This window comes from Paenibacillus sp. O199 (assembly GCF_001636635.1).
Taxonomy (GTDB): Bacteria; Bacillota; Bacilli; order Paenibacillales; family Paenibacillaceae; genus Paenibacillus; species Paenibacillus marchantiae.
Genome location: NZ_LGRP01000008.1, coordinates 192,764 through 208,876 on the forward strand (window position 1 = coordinate 192,764; position 16,113 = coordinate 208,876).

At 46.4% G+C, this 16,113-nt stretch carries 12 protein-coding genes and 1 pseudogene; 7 read left to right on the plus strand and 6 right to left on the minus strand.

From position 1 onward, the window contains the following. Positions 1-117: 117 nt before the first annotated feature. From A6049_RS14840 to A6049_RS14850, 3 genes are all read left to right on the plus strand, one after another. Positions 118-1,752, plus strand: a complete 1,635-nt coding sequence (locus A6049_RS14840) for a carboxylesterase/lipase family protein (RefSeq protein WP_095206108.1) — start codon at positions 118-120, stop codon at positions 1,750-1,752. A gap of 261 nt (positions 1,753-2,013) precedes the next feature. Next, complete coding sequence (locus tag A6049_RS14845; RefSeq protein ID WP_063565397.1) at positions 2,014-2,970, plus strand: helix-turn-helix transcriptional regulator; 957 nt, start codon at positions 2,014-2,016, stop codon at positions 2,968-2,970. Between the two features lie 110 nt (positions 2,971-3,080). Then, a complete protein-coding gene (locus tag A6049_RS14850; RefSeq protein ID WP_063565398.1) occupies positions 3,081-4,268 on the plus strand; it encodes an MFS transporter in 1,188 nt (395 codons plus the stop codon). Positions 4,269-4,270: 2 nt separating this feature from the next. Here A6049_RS14850 and A6049_RS14855 read toward each other — a convergent pair whose 3' ends face one another. From A6049_RS14855 to A6049_RS14865, 3 genes are read right to left on the minus strand one after another with little or no spacing between them, the layout of a single operon-like run. Continuing rightward, positions 4,271-4,930 (minus strand): Imm50 family immunity protein, encoded by a 660-nt coding sequence (locus A6049_RS14855; RefSeq protein ID WP_063565399.1) that lies wholly within the window; start codon positions 4,928-4,930, stop codon positions 4,271-4,273. A 60-nt stretch (positions 4,931-4,990) separates the two neighbouring features. After that, positions 4,991-5,548 carry a DUF1697 domain-containing protein gene (locus A6049_RS14860; RefSeq protein ID WP_063565400.1) on the minus strand — a complete coding sequence of 186 codons (558 nt, stop codon included), beginning with the start codon at positions 5,546-5,548 and terminating at the stop codon, positions 4,991-4,993. Between the two features lie 34 nt (positions 5,549-5,582). Continuing rightward, positions 5,583-6,233 carry a hypothetical protein gene (locus A6049_RS14865; protein WP_063565401.1) on the minus strand — a complete coding sequence of 217 codons (651 nt, stop codon included), beginning with the start codon at positions 6,231-6,233 and terminating at the stop codon, positions 5,583-5,585. Positions 6,234-6,605: 372 nt separating this feature from the next. Between A6049_RS14865 and A6049_RS34575 the strand changes: the two are divergent. The 3 genes and pseudogenes from A6049_RS34575 to A6049_RS14880 all read left to right on the plus strand — a co-directional run bounded on the left by A6049_RS34575 (position 6,606) and on the right by A6049_RS14880 (position 10,128). Next, a pseudogene (locus tag A6049_RS34575) lies at positions 6,606-8,121 on the plus strand (DUF1593 domain-containing protein). Positions 8,122-8,308: 187 nt separating this feature from the next. After that, complete coding sequence (locus A6049_RS14875) at positions 8,309-9,115, plus strand: alpha/beta fold hydrolase (protein ID WP_063565402.1); 807 nt, start codon at positions 8,309-8,311, stop codon at positions 9,113-9,115. Positions 9,116-9,144: 29 nt separating this feature from the next. After that, a complete protein-coding gene (locus A6049_RS14880) occupies positions 9,145-10,128 on the plus strand; it encodes a sensor domain-containing diguanylate cyclase (RefSeq protein ID WP_063565403.1) in 984 nt (327 codons plus the stop codon). A gap of 135 nt (positions 10,129-10,263) precedes the next feature. Here A6049_RS14880 and A6049_RS14885 read toward each other — a convergent pair whose 3' ends face one another. Next, positions 10,264-11,754 carry a right-handed parallel beta-helix repeat-containing protein gene (locus tag A6049_RS14885; protein WP_063565404.1) on the minus strand — a complete coding sequence of 497 codons (1,491 nt, stop codon included), beginning with the start codon at positions 11,752-11,754 and terminating at the stop codon, positions 10,264-10,266. 161 nt (positions 11,755-11,915) lie between these two features. Next, positions 11,916-13,151: an MFS transporter gene (locus A6049_RS14890; RefSeq protein ID WP_063565405.1), complete on the minus strand. Its 1,236-nt coding sequence runs from the start codon at positions 13,149-13,151 to the stop codon at positions 11,916-11,918. A 111-nt stretch (positions 13,152-13,262) separates the two neighbouring features. Here A6049_RS14890 and A6049_RS14895 point away from each other — a divergent pair, with 111 nt between their 5' ends. Then, a complete protein-coding gene (locus A6049_RS14895) occupies positions 13,263-15,062 on the plus strand; it encodes an SgrR family transcriptional regulator (protein WP_063565406.1) in 1,800 nt (599 codons plus the stop codon). 63 nt (positions 15,063-15,125) lie between these two features. On the opposite strand, the gene A6049_RS14900 is transcribed toward A6049_RS14895, so the two are convergent. Continuing rightward, positions 15,126-15,977: a leucine-rich repeat domain-containing protein gene (locus A6049_RS14900; RefSeq protein WP_063565407.1), complete on the minus strand. Its 852-nt coding sequence runs from the start codon at positions 15,975-15,977 to the stop codon at positions 15,126-15,128. Positions 15,978-16,113 lie beyond the last annotated feature (136 nt).

Here is a 16,113-nt window from a genome sequence, read left to right on the forward strand (position 1 = left end):
GTGAACGCGCTTCAAGGCAGGAGCACGAGCGAACGTACCAATCGCCAGTTGGCTGAAGCGACTGCATAAGCTTTGCAGGCACAGCTCAATGGCGGTGGAACCTTGGAGCAGAGTTGGATGAAACATAAACAAGATCAGGGGTTCAAACCTCAAACATTGCAGCAGACGAAATATGGAGCCATTGATGGAAAAACCTATGAACAATACGGTACGCTCGGCTGGTTAGGTGTTCCTTATGCAGCACCTCCGGTAGGTGAATTACGCTGGAAAGCACCGCGTGAACCGGATGCATGGACAGGGACTCGAACCGCCAAGGAATTTGCTGCGTGCAGCTTACAGTTATCCGGTGAAATGATAGCCGGAAGTGAAGACTCACTGTATCTCAATATTTGGCGTCCAAATACAACCAGTTCGAAGCTTCCGGTTATGGTGTTTCTGCACGGCGGCGGGAATATGACCGGATCAGGCAAGGATTTTCAAGGTGAACAACTTGCGCGTAACACGAACAGCATTATCATATCGGTGAACTATCGTTTGGGAGCTCTTGGATTCTTTCAAAATGCTGCATTGAAAACCGGAAATCCCCTTGATGATTCGGGCAACTATGGCTTACTTGATGCATTCCGTGCACTGCAGTGGGTACAGGATAATATCGAGGGCTTTGGCGGAGATACAGGCAATGTTACGTTGGCCGGGCAGTCGGCAGGAGCACGTAATGTTCTGGCAGCGTTAATCTCACCGCTAAGCAAAGGGCTATTTCAGAAATTAGCTGCTTTCAGTGGTGGTCTGACCACGGCTGCACCGGAGGAAGGCGAACAAAAATCCGAGGATGCATTTGTGAAATTGCTCGTGCAAGAGGGTAAAGTGACCTCTATTGAACATGCGGGAACATGGATCGGCAAGCAGTCTCAGGCACAGCTGGCCAGCTATTTGCGTGAGTTGCCTGCTGACAAGCTGGTCACTGTATATGGTTCAACGGCGATTCGTATGCAGCCATTCCCACATTTGTTCCGTGACGGTACAGTCATTCCGAAAGAGGGATTCGATGCCATCAACAGCGGTAATTATGCACAAGTTCCTGTTCTGCTGGGCAGTTTGGAAACCGAGTTTTCCAGCTTTGCTTTCGGTGATCCATACTTTGTACCCTCATTTCATGATGAAACTCTGTTTACAGATGAAACCAAGGCCGAACAGTATGCCGCAGCTCTGAAATATGGCAGTGAGGCTTATGCAGGCTTCAATGCGGAGCGGGTAGCCGAGCGCCTGACAAGTGAAGCGGGACAGCCACCTGTATACGCCTATCGTTTTGCATGGGGCACAAAGCCTGGGGTCATTTCCGAAAGGCTGCAAACATTGCTGGGCGCACCGCATGGCGCGGATATGGACTTTTACACAGGACACGCAGACGGCGTTGCCGCTCTTTTCGCTGAAGGTTATTTTAGTGAACAGAACAAACCAGGCCGTGAGGCATTGTCTTCCGCGATGGCAGCATATTTGAAGCAGTTCCTCTATACAGGCAACCCGGGTTGTGGTGGATCATCGGAATTGGCCGAATGGACACCTTGGACAAAAGATGCCAAAGCACCAATTATGCATCTGGACTCAACCGATACGACAGCGGAGATCGGCATGTCTACGCATTATAATGTAGGCAAGGATATCGTAATGGAGAAAATGAAAAAAGAATTGCCAGACGAGACATACAAGTTGCTGACGGAGAAGGTATTTGCCGGACGCTTTTTCTGGGAATAAGGACGGGATTAAGTCATGCGAAAGGACACGAGAGAATGAGCTCTAGTGTCCTTTTTTAGTTGCGGGCGTATCTCCTCATTCTTTAATGTGAAAATTCTATTTCTACAGGCGGTTTCCGGATTTTTTTCGGTATGAAGTGTAGTGATTTCGTCATGGGGCTGGTCTAAAAGCAAAAATTGAGGTAGAATTATTGAGAATTATTCTCAATTAGAAAAATCTCTTTCTGGAGTTAAGATCAAGTTATAGACGAGGTGAGAACACATGGGTTTCGATTCGTTAGCTGTCGTATACCAGCATTATTTAACCCAGGAACCATTCAGTCAGCAAGATGAAAATACGTACCTGCTCTCTGCTAAAGCGGGCAGTGGCAATATAAAAAGAGTAACCACGTATAGTGGTATCGAAATTGTGTATTCTCAGATTAATTATAGTGAACCATGCTCTACGTTTTTTGCATCGAATATTCCCATCATTGAGCTGCAATTTGCCTTGTCAGGTGCGCGCTATGTAGACATATCCGGTCAGCAATATACGCTGCCCACTGGACAGGGAGCACTCATTATGATGCGTGATTTTGAAGCCTGGTTCCATCCGCCTGCGCAGGAGAACTATACTTCTTTTGCCATCGGAATTCCGATCTCGTTGTTCAATTATGCGGGCGCACAATTGGCAACGAGCCAGTCCATTCGGTTTCAGGACATTTTGGGACATTGTGTGTTCAAACCCATCATATTTCAGCTGGATCACAGAATTCGAACGATGATTGAAAGTCTGATTGGGGAATTGAACAACCCCTATAGATCTTCCTTAATGATGGAAGCGACCGCATTGGAGATATTGAATCGGTTTATGATTCAGCTGTTTGATCTGGCGCCTATTCCTTCGGGATTTTCCAGAGAGGATATACGGAAGCTGCATACCGCCCGGGAGATTATGGAGGCAAGCATGGTGGACCCTCCATCCCTGCTGGCGTTGTCCAAACAGGTGGGTCTGAATGATTTTAAATTGAAAAAAGGCTTTAAGGCGCTGTTCGGCACTACCGTATTTGAATATTTGCGCCAGATTCGTCTCGACAACGCCATGAAATTGCTGCGCAGTCAAGAGAATAACGTCACTGAGGCAGCGATAGCGGTTGGTTACAGTAACATCAGTGCATTTTCCCAGCAATTCTATCGCAAATTCGGCGTGAAGCCATCGGAAATGAAAAAAATATATTAATAATCCGTCTAACCGTTAATTGTTCCGTATGGAGGCAGTCGAGATTCTCTCAGCCTTGTATACTCCAGGTACAGTGGATACTGTACTGAAAAATAAAGGAGTGTATGAGCGTGAACAGAATCAGAGGAAGTATCTTTTTTAGCGTATTTGCAGCCATGTTGGGTCTTATGCTTATTGCTCCCATTATGCCGCCACTTATTCGTGAGCTGGGGATGAAAGAAAGTCATTCCGGGCTAATTATTTCACTCGGGTCCATCGCCATGGCTGTGATGGGTCCGGTATGGGGCAGATTCAGTGATCTGAAAGGCAGAAAACCAATCATATTGATTGGATTCATAGGCATGTCCATAAGTTGTGCGTTGTTTGCATTGGCGATGTATAGTGGATTAAATGCGTGGATCGGAGGGGGACTTTTGTTAACCCTTCTGATTGTAACGCGGAGCTTGATTGGTATGTTCATTCCGGCAGTGCTATCCTCTTCACAGGCATATATGGGAGATGTGACGGAAGGAGAAGAGCGGGGAAGCGGGATGGCGATTATTAGTGCCGCCAATGGGCTGGGACTTGTATTTGGCCCTGCGATTGCAGGCGCTTTTACCATTATCGGCCTCCTGTGGCCGCTTTACTTTGGTATTTTTATTGCGATAGCGGCTTTTATCATTGCTTTGTTGCTCATTCCTGCTGCCAAGCCGGTCATTCAGGAGAAAGCGCCCAAGGTCAACCCGCTCCAACGCGGGTTGCGTATGTATCTTGCTGCCGGGTTGGTTACGATGATTGGCATTATGACGGTACAGGTTATTGGTGGATTTTATTTCCAGGACCAACTCGCATTATCTCCAGGGGCTACAGCCCGAATGGTCTCGTTTGGACTGATGTTCTCCGGGGCTGCGATGCTGATCATGCAGGTGATCCAGATGAAGTGGTTGAAATGGCAGCCACGGCCGATGATTTTGCTCGGGTCCCTTTTTCTGCTCGCAAGCATGGTATTGTTTCTGATCTCTAGTCAATTGGTTGTCTATTATCTCTCCTTCTTCCTGTTCGGCATGGGCTCGGGTCTGATGATGCCTGGTTTTATGGCCGGGGCTTCTCTTTCGGTCAGCAAAGAACAACAGGGCGGCGCAGCCGGATTGGTTGCTGCGATTCAAGGCATATCTGCCGTGATCACCCCTTTACTCACAACAACGTTGTATCAGGTAGATAAACATATTCCGTTCATGCTGGTAGCCCTGTTGGTTCTAGTCATGGGTGCAGTCATGTTGGGATCGAGAAAAACTCAAACCCATTCCGTTGCCGGGTAAGGTTAAAGACCTAACTGAACCACAACTTTGCGGCATAGAAATGTCGCTGCGAATCCGGCTATCGCGTCCAGTTGCACGCCAATCTGTTCACCCTCGTAAGCGAAGCTGAGCTGCAAGCAGACATTGCTTTCCTCGGCGGGAGAGATGTTCTTAAACTGGACGTCTTCAAAATTAAAGTCGAGGGGCTGTTCCAACCCGTCTGTGGAAGTATGCGTAATCGTCAGGGACAGATTTTCAAACTTATCGCCTTGATCCGCGTTTTGCAGCTTCACATTGGTTAGTTCATCGTAGTGAAAAGGTGGGAAGAACCCCAACGTATCGATCACGTTCTGGGCACCTTCTATGGAATTGAGTGGTGAGAAGATCATTTCAAACTGCCAGGCTTCCATCAATCGTGACTCATACTGGGGGCTTGTATACAGCAGGATTGAATCAGGTCCACATTTGATTGCCGTTCCAATAAATGCGGCCCAGCCTGCTGTTCCAACCTCACCAACCTTTATCAAAATCTGATCTTGAGCATGCAGCCTTAATTCGCAATCTGAATTGAAGTGTACTCGGTAAGCTGGTACCTTCACCTGCCAAGCCGTATTCGGGGCAAAATAAAATTCCTCCCGCTTCACAGATTTTATACTAACGTTCCATGTCCGCTCCTGATTCATGCAATCCCCTCCGATATACATAAGCTTTGAAAACTGGCAAGACACTTCACTTGGCCTTGATCATCTCTCAGCCGCAGCCTGCATCAGCTTGTAAATCTGGCGGGTCGTGTTCACGTTCCGGACCGTCATATATTTGTAGACCTTGGAGCCTATGAGCTTGTTCATACCACTTTTGGTGACAAGTTCTTTACTGACGGAATATAAAATGGCTCCGGGAACATATAGCAATGTGCCGATTTCCGGTTTGATGGGCAGTTTGTCCAGAACTGAAACATCATTCACTTCATCCCAGAGGAACATGACATCACTTTTGGCCGCGGCATCATTCGTCCAGTCCTCCGGTAGTCCCTGAATAACTGTTCGAACTTCATCCAGATTACGTACCATCACCTTGATCTGTAAGCCAAAATCGACAGCTATGGCTTGTTCAAGAATCTGGGATAATTCCGTATTCGCATCCACGCGTTCCTGATGATCGGCAAAGATAATATTGCCTGAGTTGATATACGTCACCACGTCCAGCAAGCCCGCTTGTTCAAACGTTTCTTTTAACTGCTTCATATTGATTTTATTATTCCCGCCCACATTAATGCCCCGAAGCAAAGCAACATAAATCATGATTCAACCCTCCGTATCTTGTGATCCTTTAATTTCAACAAAATGACAAATACTCGAATAAATGTGCAGTATGCTCTTCTCCCAGTAAATCATTCAATATAGGTTCGACATGCTCCAGATATTCGGGTTTGGTTTCATAAGTTTCCTCGTCCTTCAATTCCCCAGCATAGGCCCGTGCAGCTTCAATCAGGATGGCCAGTGCATTAAAAAACACTGTTAATGAATCGGCAATAAGCTGAGGTTCTTCTCCTGCAAAGGCCGCATATACAGGAGAGTTCGGTGCTGCTGTATCCACAATTATCGGATCATCGTTAAAATTCGCAATGACGACATGATTTTTTTGCCAAGAGGCTGACTCCTCATAAGGTTCGTTCATTCCGATCCAGCGGTGACCTAGTTGCTGACGATGGAGATGTTCAGGTGCAACAAAGGAGATTAGAGCTGCATCACCGATCTCGACGGCTGCATTTTTCATTTTGAGTGTGCCCTTGGCCTGTTCATCCATCATCTCGTAGTGGCTGTACAGATATTGGAGCTCTGGAGAGAGCGGGATTCGTTCGTCCACTTGCAGCTGGTGTTGCTGTTCACGAGGACGCAGATCATGATTTTTGAAAAGTCCATAAGCTTTATTATATAAATCTTGCTGCTCCACAAAACGGATTAGGGCAGCATTCAGCTGTTCCAAGGTGTCTGATCCCTCCTGGTGTTAGAATTATTTTCAAATAGTTACATTCATTCATAGTCATAAGCATAAGCATATATCAAAATGGGAAAAGCTTACACCCTCTGGTTATATAAATATTCTTTAGTTCAATTTATATAGTTAATATTGAATACGTTTACATCAATCTGCGAACATGTTATACTTTTTCTCAAATGAGGATTGTTACTGCTTTGGCAGGCAAAACCTGAATGTCGATATGCGTGGACTCTGTCCAGCTCATATTGATGTTTGGGTTTTTTTGCATTTTACGGACCATATTAAGTAGTAGACCAACATCGCAGACATTCCCAAAAACACATCGCGTGGAACACAAGAAAGGGGAGCATCACGAACATGAATACAAGAAAATGGTTAAACGTTTTGGTGGCTGGTTGCCTCAGTATGATTCTGATTGTCAGTGGGTGCGCATCCAAAACACCGCAAACGGTTACTGAAACGCCGAATAAGACGGCAGAACAGGAACAAAATGAATCTACAGAAACGGTAGATCATTCAGCAACCAAAGCTAGAACGGTCATTACAACCGATGGTGAAGTGGATGATATGAACTCGGTGATTCGTTTTCTGTTATATTCCAATGAAAGGGATCTGGCAGGCATCGTGCTGACCAGTTCAGTCTATCATTATGCGGGCGACGAGGAAGCAGGAATCAAACCTTTCCGCTGGACAGGTACACAGTGGGTTTACGACATGATTGATGCCTATGGCGAAATTTATCCCAACTTGTCCAAACATGCAGAGGGATATCCGGAGCCGGAACAGCTTCGCAAGATGACCAAAATCGGTAATATCTCCGACAAAGGGGAGATGGAGAAAGAAACAGAAGGTTCCGAATTTCTCCAAACGCTTTTCCTCGACGATGATTCCAGAGATCTGATTGTGCAGACCTGGGGCGGTACAAATACAACAGCCAGAGCACTGAAATCGATTGAAGAACAGTACAAGGGCACATCTGAGTGGGAAACGATTCGCAAAAAAGTCAGTGATAAACTGGTGCTATACATCATCCTCGATCAGGATGACAGCTATAACGACTATATTGCAAAAAAATTGGCCTGACATTCGCATTCTGAACGACCAATCGAACTTCTGGCATTTTGCCTATGCGTGGAAATTCCATACAGAGGAAGTCAACAGCAAGCTGCATGGGGATTGGATGCTCAAAAACATTCTGGATGGTCATGGCAAGTTGTTGGATATGTATGCATCCTCCTTCTTCTATCTAATTGACAATGGGCTGCGCAGTATGGAAGACCCTTCCTTCGGTGGATGGGGAGGACGCTTCGGTGTGGTAAATGACAAGCTGTTCAGGAACAACGTTCTTGATTACGATCCGTATACTAAACGATATGAGGCTGAATACTCTCTGATGAGATGGTTTGACGATATTCAGAATGATTTTGCGGCTCGTGCCGATTGGGCCGTAGCAGATACCTTTGAAGCAGCCAACCATAATCCGTCATTAACGATTAAGGAAGGACTGGATCTGTCCGTCAGTCCGGGTGAGAAAATAACCCTTCATGCCGAAGGAAAGGACCCGGATGGAGATCAGCTCACCTACAAATGGTGGAGATATTTTGAAGCAGATACGTACAAAGATTCCAACGTCCAGGAGGAGAAAGTTCAGCCTGAGATGGCGGGTGATCTGCAACTTGGATTACATCGTGAACTGGCGAAGGGCGAGAAGTTGGATACGATTCAATTGGAGGGCAGTGACACCGATGCTGTATCGTTCAACGTACCTGACGATGCCAAATCGGGCGATACCATTCATATCGTAGCCGAAGTACAGGATGATGGGGAGCATCAGTTGAAGCATTATCAACGTGTGATTCTCACTGTAAAATAGCCAAAAATAAAAAATGAGTACAAAGAGCCCTTTCGTGATGTGAGGGCCTTTTGGCATACAAAGTGGATTGTTCTTTATGTATCCAAAGTAATGAAAATTAATATTTCTTATCCATAACCCAACAATTTCCGATATAATAACCAGATAGGTCAAAGCAAAAGGATACTACCTCAGAGAGGTGATTTGGATGACGATTGACGTCCTCGTGCGTAACAATGTGAAAGTGTTGGGAAAAGGCAGCCAAACGATTATTTTTGCACATGGATTTGGGTGTGATCAGGATATGTGGCGCTATATTGTTCCGAGTTTTACGGAGAACTACCGAGTTGTTTTATTCGATTATGTAGGCTCAGGTGAATCTCAAATTAACTATTATGATTCAAACAAATACAGTGATCTTCAAGGATATGCCCAGGATGTGCTGGAGATTATGGAAGCGCTCGACTTGAGAGATGTCATATTTGTTGGACACTCGGTCAGCAGTATGATTGGCATGCTTGCTTCCATTCATGAACCTAAATATTTCAAGCAAATCGTCATGCTGGGGCCTTCCCCGCGTTATGTAAACGATCTTCCGGGTTACTATGGCGGATTTGATCGGCGTGACATTGATGAGCTGCTGGAAATGATGCAGATGAACTTTATTGGTTGGGCCAGCTATCTCGCTCCGATTGTTATGCAGAATCCGGAACGGAAAGAGCTGACGGAAGAGTTGGAAAAAAGCTTCTGTTCGAGAGATCCGCATATTGCCAGACAATTTGCGGAGGTGACGTTTTTCTCGGATTGTCGGAATGAATTGGAGCGTGCCTCGGTACCTACGCTCATTCTTCAATGCTCGGATGACAGCATCGCTCCCGTTGAAGTGGGGGATTACTTGCATGCGCATCTGAAGAACAGTAGACTTCAACAGATGACGGCGAAGGGGCATTATCCACATTTAAGTCAGCCTGAAGAGACAAGCCGCTTCATTAAAGAGTATTTGCAGAGCGTGTAAAGTAAAATGAGAGGAAAGGCAGTTAATCCATGGATATACAATTAGATATGGCACCCTGTGGATACTTCTCCATTTCTGACTCGGGCATCATAAAAACGATTAATCAAACCCTGCTGACCATGCTAGGGTATGAACGCAATGAGCTATTGGGACGGCATATTGAGTCGACTATGTCGGTGACCAACAAGCTGTTTTTTCATACGTATTTCTATCCCTATATTCAGTTATATGGACATGTGGACGAGATGTACTTTACGTTTCGCACCAGTGATCAGCAGGATGTCCCAGTTTTGCTTAACGGGATTCGCCAAACTCGCGATGGGGAAAGCGTAGTAGATTGTGTGGTTGTGGTGATGCGTAAGCGAATTGAACATGAGAAGGATATAATGAACACCAAGACGAAACTTCAGGAACTGTATCAAGCCACAAATGATGCGAACAAGGAACTTGAACGACTGCACGAAGAATATAAGGTGAAGCAGCAGGCGTTAATCAAAGTGAATGATCAGTTGGAGACGATGGCTTCGACGGATCTGCTCACCGGACTCAAGAACCGCAGGTTTTTTCAGGATAAAATGCTGGAAAGCCTGGCACTCTTCCGGGAAACTCAATGTGTTTTCTCCCTTCTGGTCGTTGATATTGATCATTTCAAGAACATCAACGATACGTATGGACATCCGATTGGAGATCTGGTGCTGGGCAATCTGGCAGGCCTGCTGCAATCGGTGTCACGGAGCACGGATGTGGTGGCGCGTTATGGCGGAGAGGAATTTGTCATTATTCTTGCGAATTGTGATCGAGAGCAAGCTGTGGCTACAGCGGAGAGATATCGTTCACAGGTAGATTCCGCCGATTGGGGCGAGTATAACATTACAGTGAGTATTGGCGCAGCTACGGTTTCGCAGGAAGATACAGATCAGTCTTTGTTTCAAAAAGCGGACAAAGCGCTCTATGCCTCCAAAACGGGTGGGCGAAATCGGGTGACCCATGTAGCCGAGCTTGTAAGAAATTAAGGGCTGGGTTAAACAGTTAAACAGGAAAACATTAAGGAGCCTGCATCATAAGGGAAGTGCCCCTATGCGCAAGCTCTTTTATTTTGTTTGAAACGGGACAGCTGACTTGAATTGGTTGTTCTTCTTCCGTAATCATTATCGCGGTGCAAGGTAGCCGTATCCTTCGGCGAAAGAACCAGCTTGGAGAGTGAAGTCTTCGTTGGCCTCATCCATAAATTCGGGGTTTACATACAATGAATGTGCGTCATTTCGTGATCCCTCCATGTAGGGGGTGAAGCCGGAATACTCCGTGTTTTTCCATACCCAAAGCGTATCTTCTTGTGGTGCAGAGGAGTAGTACACATTGTGATCAAACACATTCCCCGAATTACTGGTGTATTCATTGTAAATGAGCACGTCAGAGCTGCCCGATACGAGAATGTTTCGTTTGAACGTATTGTTCTTCGTTCGGGCTTGCAAGAATAACTGCCCATTGCCTGCATCCAGCAGGTCGTTATCCACTAACGTATTGTACATAATCGTACTGTCCTCCGTAGAACCGCGCTCCTCATCATAGCCGCCCATGGCGATGCCGGTAAGCCTGTTATGAAAAATCAGATTATCCTGCAACGTAATGTGGCTGGTGGAACGCCCGGCATGCTCCGAAGCAATCTCGATTCCGATATCGTTACGATATACCCGATTGTGGTCGATGATATGATTTTTGCCTCCATCTACATAGATTCCCCCGGCAGAATTGCTATCATTGGGGAGGTTCGTTCCATAAGACGGATTAAGATTGGAAGAAATATTATAGACTTCGTTTCCCCGTACAATCCCGTTTCGCGCCTGATCGTAAGTGTCGTCCTCGGAAGTTCCTTCATACCCAATCAGATCAATGCCGATGTTGTCGGTATCATGGATCGTATTGTCTAGTAGGGCAAACGTATCCACATTCCCGTTGACTGCGAGTGACTCACTTGAACCTAGCACGAGATCATACAGTTCATTATCCTTGATGATAATATCCCGTAATGCTTGGGGATGCTCCGTACCATAAATCGCGATTCCATGGGCGTCCCTGCCCTGTAAATTGGGTCCTGAAGGTTTAGCATTATTGGCAATGGAATGAACGGTGTTGCCCAGGAGTTGAATGTGCTCTCCTGACCCGTGAACATATATTCCAGTAGGCACTTGTCCCCGAAGTGAGGTTGTAAAGTTGCGAATTTCGAGATTTTGAATCGTAATATAGCTGGCATTTTCGACTTCAATCAAACCCTCTATGCCGCGTACCGACAGACCTTCACCATCAATGATGGCCTTCTCCTGCGGATAGCTGGAAAACAGGGTTGGATTGCCGGAGGAATTACCGCTTCGAGTGATTTTGACTTTTTGGTGATAGACACCTTCCCGCAAATAAACGGTGCTTCCCGGGGGAGCATGGTCGGCAGCATGCTGCAACGTTTTCCAGGGAGCTTGAATGGTTCCTTTGTTCAAATCGTTTCCTTGTGGTGATATGTAATACATCTTCTGGGTATCCGGTACCTGCACAGCCTCGGGAGAAGGGACGGATGAAGTCTCATCCTTCTGACAACCGGTTGCGAACAGGATCAGGGCCAGGAGTGCAATTGTAGTAATACGATACAAGTTGATTCCTCCTCATGAATTGACTATGAAGTTCGATTATAGCAGATTTGAATGGTGAAATAAGGCGTAAGATGCTCATAGAATTCCACAATGGGGAGAGGTACTTAGAAACGAAACAGGTGGTGAGTATGATCTCGCCACCTGTTTGTATATGTTGATCGTTATTTTCGGTCCCAGAGTACACTGTAGCGGCAGCAGATAAAAATGATGAAATTCGCTGCCGCAGCTATACCGAACACCAACGCAGGATTGGACAGCTCGGAGATCCAGCCGCTTCCCCATATAGCCAGGGGCATGCCGAGCTTGAACAGAGACCCGGTAATCCCACTGATCCGGCCAATCATGTGATGTGGCGTGGACTCCTGGCGGAATGTCCAGATGCAGATCGTGCTGATGGTTTGGAAAATACCAGATAGAAACAGACCCACTGCAAGTCCGTAGGTTGAGTGGAACAAACCAAGGATCAGAAAGGCGAATCCTTGAAGCAGTGTGGTCACCACAATCAGCACGCCAGCCGAATATTTGCGGCGCAGGGAGCTTACCACCAGACTGCCGATCAAACCACCTACCCCAGCAGCAGATAGTACAAGTCCAAGCTCCAGATTACGCAGTTGCAAAGTGTCTTTGGCATAAAAGATGACGGTTGCATCCACCATACCATAGGTGGCATTGAGAAAAATGACCGTAATGCTGATAACCAGTAACATATGGTTGCGACGCAGCTCGATCCAGCCTTCTTTAAAGTCTACCCAGAAGCCCTGAGGAGATGTTCCTCTGGACACAGGTGCGGAGTGCAGTGGTATTAGAATGATACAGGATACTGCAAGCAGAATGGCCGTAATTAATAGCCCCGTATGCAGGTTGGATAACATCAACAGCATTCCGGATAGGGCGGCACCCATAATGGTAATTAACGTTGTGGTGAAACCCAAAGCCGCGTTGGCTGACGTTAGTAGTGGCGTAGGCACCGATTGTTTGATCATGCCAGCTGATGCATTGCGAAAAACATAACTCAGTGTCATCAGCATAAAACCGCATCCGTAGAGTACATAAATGGAAGGTTGACCATATTGAAAAGACAGAAACAGCGCGAGCAGAAGGATAACCTGTAACACGATGGAGCCAATAGACCACCATTTCTTATGCACCCGGTCCATCAGTACACCGATAAACATGGCTAGAAACAGGTTCGGCAGAAATTCAATGCCACGCATGGTGGACATCGCTACAGGAGACTTTGTGAGTTCATATAAAATAAGAGGCAGAGCCAATTCATAGATTTGATTGCCAAGAGCAATGATGCCGCTGGCAGCAAACAGAATGATGAAGCTTGGATTTCTCCATACGGATGTGGCGAGTGTGGTGGTAGGTGTGGCGTGTACGTTGATTTCAGACATGGATAACACTCTCCTCTTTACGTGTGGTAATGAGGTCCATTATACTTTTGCAAAAGAGGAAGAAAAAGCGAAGCATTCACCAAGTCGACTTCGCCTTTTAGGAGGGTGAAGATGGACGCAGAAGAGCATTATCTGATCTTGCGCACTCACTTTGAGGGTGTGCCTGAGCAGGAAATGATTGAAGTCATGATGGAACAGGTCACTGAACTGCTGGATTGTTCGAGGCGTAATGCACAGCTTGTGCTGAACAAATTGACGGAATCCGGTTATTTGACATGGATACCCGGTCGAGGAAGAGGCAATGTATCCCGAATGTCTTTTAACGTATCGGTGTCGGATCTGCTTGCAGCCAAAGCGAAGCAGCTTGTGGAGAATGAGCAGCTCAATGAAGCATGGCGTTTAATTGATTCTTCCGGTACGCAGCGAATGAAGGAAGACTTCACCGATTGGCTGGAACGACAGCTGGGCATCTTGCGCACCGATGGGGAGGAACGGGAGGTACTGCGTTTTCCCTTTTACCGGCCGGTCCCTCATCTGGACCCTGCGTGGGTTCAGCGGCGTACTGAATCTCATTGGGTAAGGCAGATCTTCGATACACTCCTCATATTCGATCCGGAGGAAAAACGTATTCTTCCTGGACTAGCTCATCATTGGGAATGGGACGACTCATCATCCCGGTGGCGGTTTTACTTACGTAAGGGAGTACGGTTCCACCACGGTCAGGAAATGACTGCACAGGATGTGAGATTTACATTTGAACGCATGTCAGGAAGGACATCCTCGGAATGGATGTTTTCTTTAATCAAAGCTATAGAGACTCCCGGGAGATATTGCATTGATTTTTATTTTGCCCAGCCCAATGCGGTATTTCCAGCTTTTCTCTGTACGGATCGCTGTTCGATCGTGCCTGAAGATTTGGGAGGTCCCGACAAAGCTGCATGTTTCTCAGCACTGCCGATTGGCACGGGTCCTTTCCGCATGATCAAAAATAATGAATCTCTGCTTGTTCTGGAAGCGAATGGCCATTACTTTGAAGGGCGTCCTCATCTGGATCGGATTGAGATGTGGGTGTGGCCGGACTATGAAGGACAGCCTGGGTCACACAGGACAAGCAGGGATATGCAGCTGTTATATTCGGGTGCGAGTAGAGAATCAACGAGTGAACCCTCTCTCAGCCAGTTGGAGAATGGCAGCACCTACCTGACCTTTAACCTGAACAAAGCAGGGATTCAGCAGAATATTTTATTTCGTCAGGCCATGGATCTGGGATTGGATCGGGAACGAATGATTAAGGAACTGGGTGGTCTCAGGCAGTGTGCATCGGAGGGGTTTGTACTCAGTGGAGCGCAGCAGGATTACGCAGGGAGTTCTGATCTGGATGAAGCAAAAAAACGGATTCAGGGATCCGAATATGGCGGTCAGCCTCTAAACCTTTACACGTATGAATGGTTGGAGAATGAAAAAACGGCTGTGTGGATTAGCAGACGATGCAAGGAGATGGGGGTACAACTGAATGTGGTGAAGCTCCCGATTGAGCATCTGGCTGACCCCCAAGTGCTGGCACAGGCCGATCTGGTCATGGCTGGAGAAGTACTTGGTGAGCAGGCAGACCTTACCCTGCTGGAGCTGTATCAATCCCGTTTCAGTTTCCTGCGTAATCACCTCAGCCCGGAATTGACCGCATATGTGGATGACAAGTTAACAGTATGCATGAGAGAACCGAGCCCGGACGAGCGAATGAAGCAGCTTTTGGACATTCAGGAAAAGCTCAAAAGTTCATCGAATGTCATCTTTCTGTATCACAGTCTTCAGAGAGCTCAGCATCACCCCATGCTTGAAGGCATTGCCTTAAATGCATGGGGAAAAATTGACTACAAACATATATGGGTGAAGCATGTGGAGGAAGTGTGAAGTCGAGAAATCCAGGATGATTCTATCCTTCGTTCGGTCCTTTCATGCAGAAGGTTATAATGTTCATTTATAAACCACACAACCTCTTTGCTCGAGGATAGTTAAGCAGGAAGTAGATCTCAGATTACTATTCCACCTGAGATCAAGCTTCTCCAGATGCTCCAGCTCCAGGATGGATTCCGGAATCTCCGACATATCGTTATCTCTCAGATCGAGCTCAATCAGGCTGCTAAGTGCACCGATTTCTGAAGGCAAATGGGTTATTCTATTTGTTCTGAGGCTTAGCTTTCTCAATTTTTTCATGTCCTGAATAGAGTGAGGCAATTCATTAATCCGATTGTTGTTACAATCCAATATGCGAAGTTCAGTAAGGTGGCCTATTCCCTGAGGCAGGTGAGTAAGCAGATTACCGTATACGTGAAGTTCTCTCAATTGGCTGAGCTCGGTAAGCGATTCGGGAAGTGATTCCAGTTTGTTATAATATGAACGAAGTTCAATGAGGTTCTTCAGATTGCCTAATTCTGCTGGGAGCTCCCGAAGCTGATTATCTGTAACATTCAGATATCGAAGTGACTTGAGGTTACACAGCTCTGCAGGAAGACTTGTAAATCGATTGTTGCTCAGGTAGAGGAACGTATCCAGCGAGCTTAATTGTCCAATTTCTTTGGGCAACTGTTCGAGACGATTATGTCCAAGATCCAGCATTCTCAAATGAGCAAGGCGGCCGATAAGGCTTGGCAAAGTCTCAATTTCATTTCCTGCATAATTCAAAACTTCAATTTCAGTATGTTGGAACAGCTGATCGGGAATTGTGTTGATTCGGTTGTTATAGAGGCTTAGTTCAAGCAAATTTTCAGCATCCCATACATGTTCCGGTGTCTCGGTTAAACCCAGCCCATCCAGATTAATTCTCATGATAATCTCTCCTCGTTATACAAAATAGTGGACATACTGGTTGTGGGAAATAGGTGGTTTGATTGTGGCATCGTGTGCTGTAACCTACTATAACAGTGCTGGTGAAGAGGTGCTGTATGCCAGCATACGATCATCC

Excerpts from the sequence above, each read along its gene's own strand:
- A6049_RS14840 (WP_095206108.1), top strand. The coding sequence starts at position 118 with ATGAAACATAAACAAGATCAGGGGTTCAAACCTCAAACATTGCAGCAG.
- A6049_RS14845 (WP_063565397.1), top strand. The coding sequence starts at position 2,014 with ATGGGTTTCGATTCGTTAGCTGTCGTATACCAGCATTATTTAACCCAG.
- A6049_RS14855 (WP_063565399.1), bottom strand. The coding sequence starts at position 4,930 with ATGAATCAGGAGCGGACATGGAACGTTAGTATAAAATCTGTGAAGCGG.
- A6049_RS14860 (WP_063565400.1), bottom strand. The coding sequence starts at position 5,548 with ATGATTTATGTTGCTTTGCTTCGGGGCATTAATGTGGGCGGGAATAAT.
- A6049_RS14875 (WP_063565402.1), top strand. The coding sequence starts at position 8,309 with ATGACGATTGACGTCCTCGTGCGTAACAATGTGAAAGTGTTGGGAAAA.
- A6049_RS14880 (WP_063565403.1), top strand. The coding sequence starts at position 9,145 with ATGGATATACAATTAGATATGGCACCCTGTGGATACTTCTCCATTTCT.
- A6049_RS14890 (WP_063565405.1), bottom strand. The coding sequence starts at position 13,151 with ATGTCTGAAATCAACGTACACGCCACACCTACCACCACACTCGCCACA.
- A6049_RS14895 (WP_063565406.1), top strand. The coding sequence starts at position 13,263 with ATGGACGCAGAAGAGCATTATCTGATCTTGCGCACTCACTTTGAGGGT.
- A6049_RS14900 (WP_063565407.1), bottom strand. The coding sequence starts at position 15,977 with ATGAGAATTAATCTGGATGGGCTGGGTTTAACCGAGACACCGGAACAT.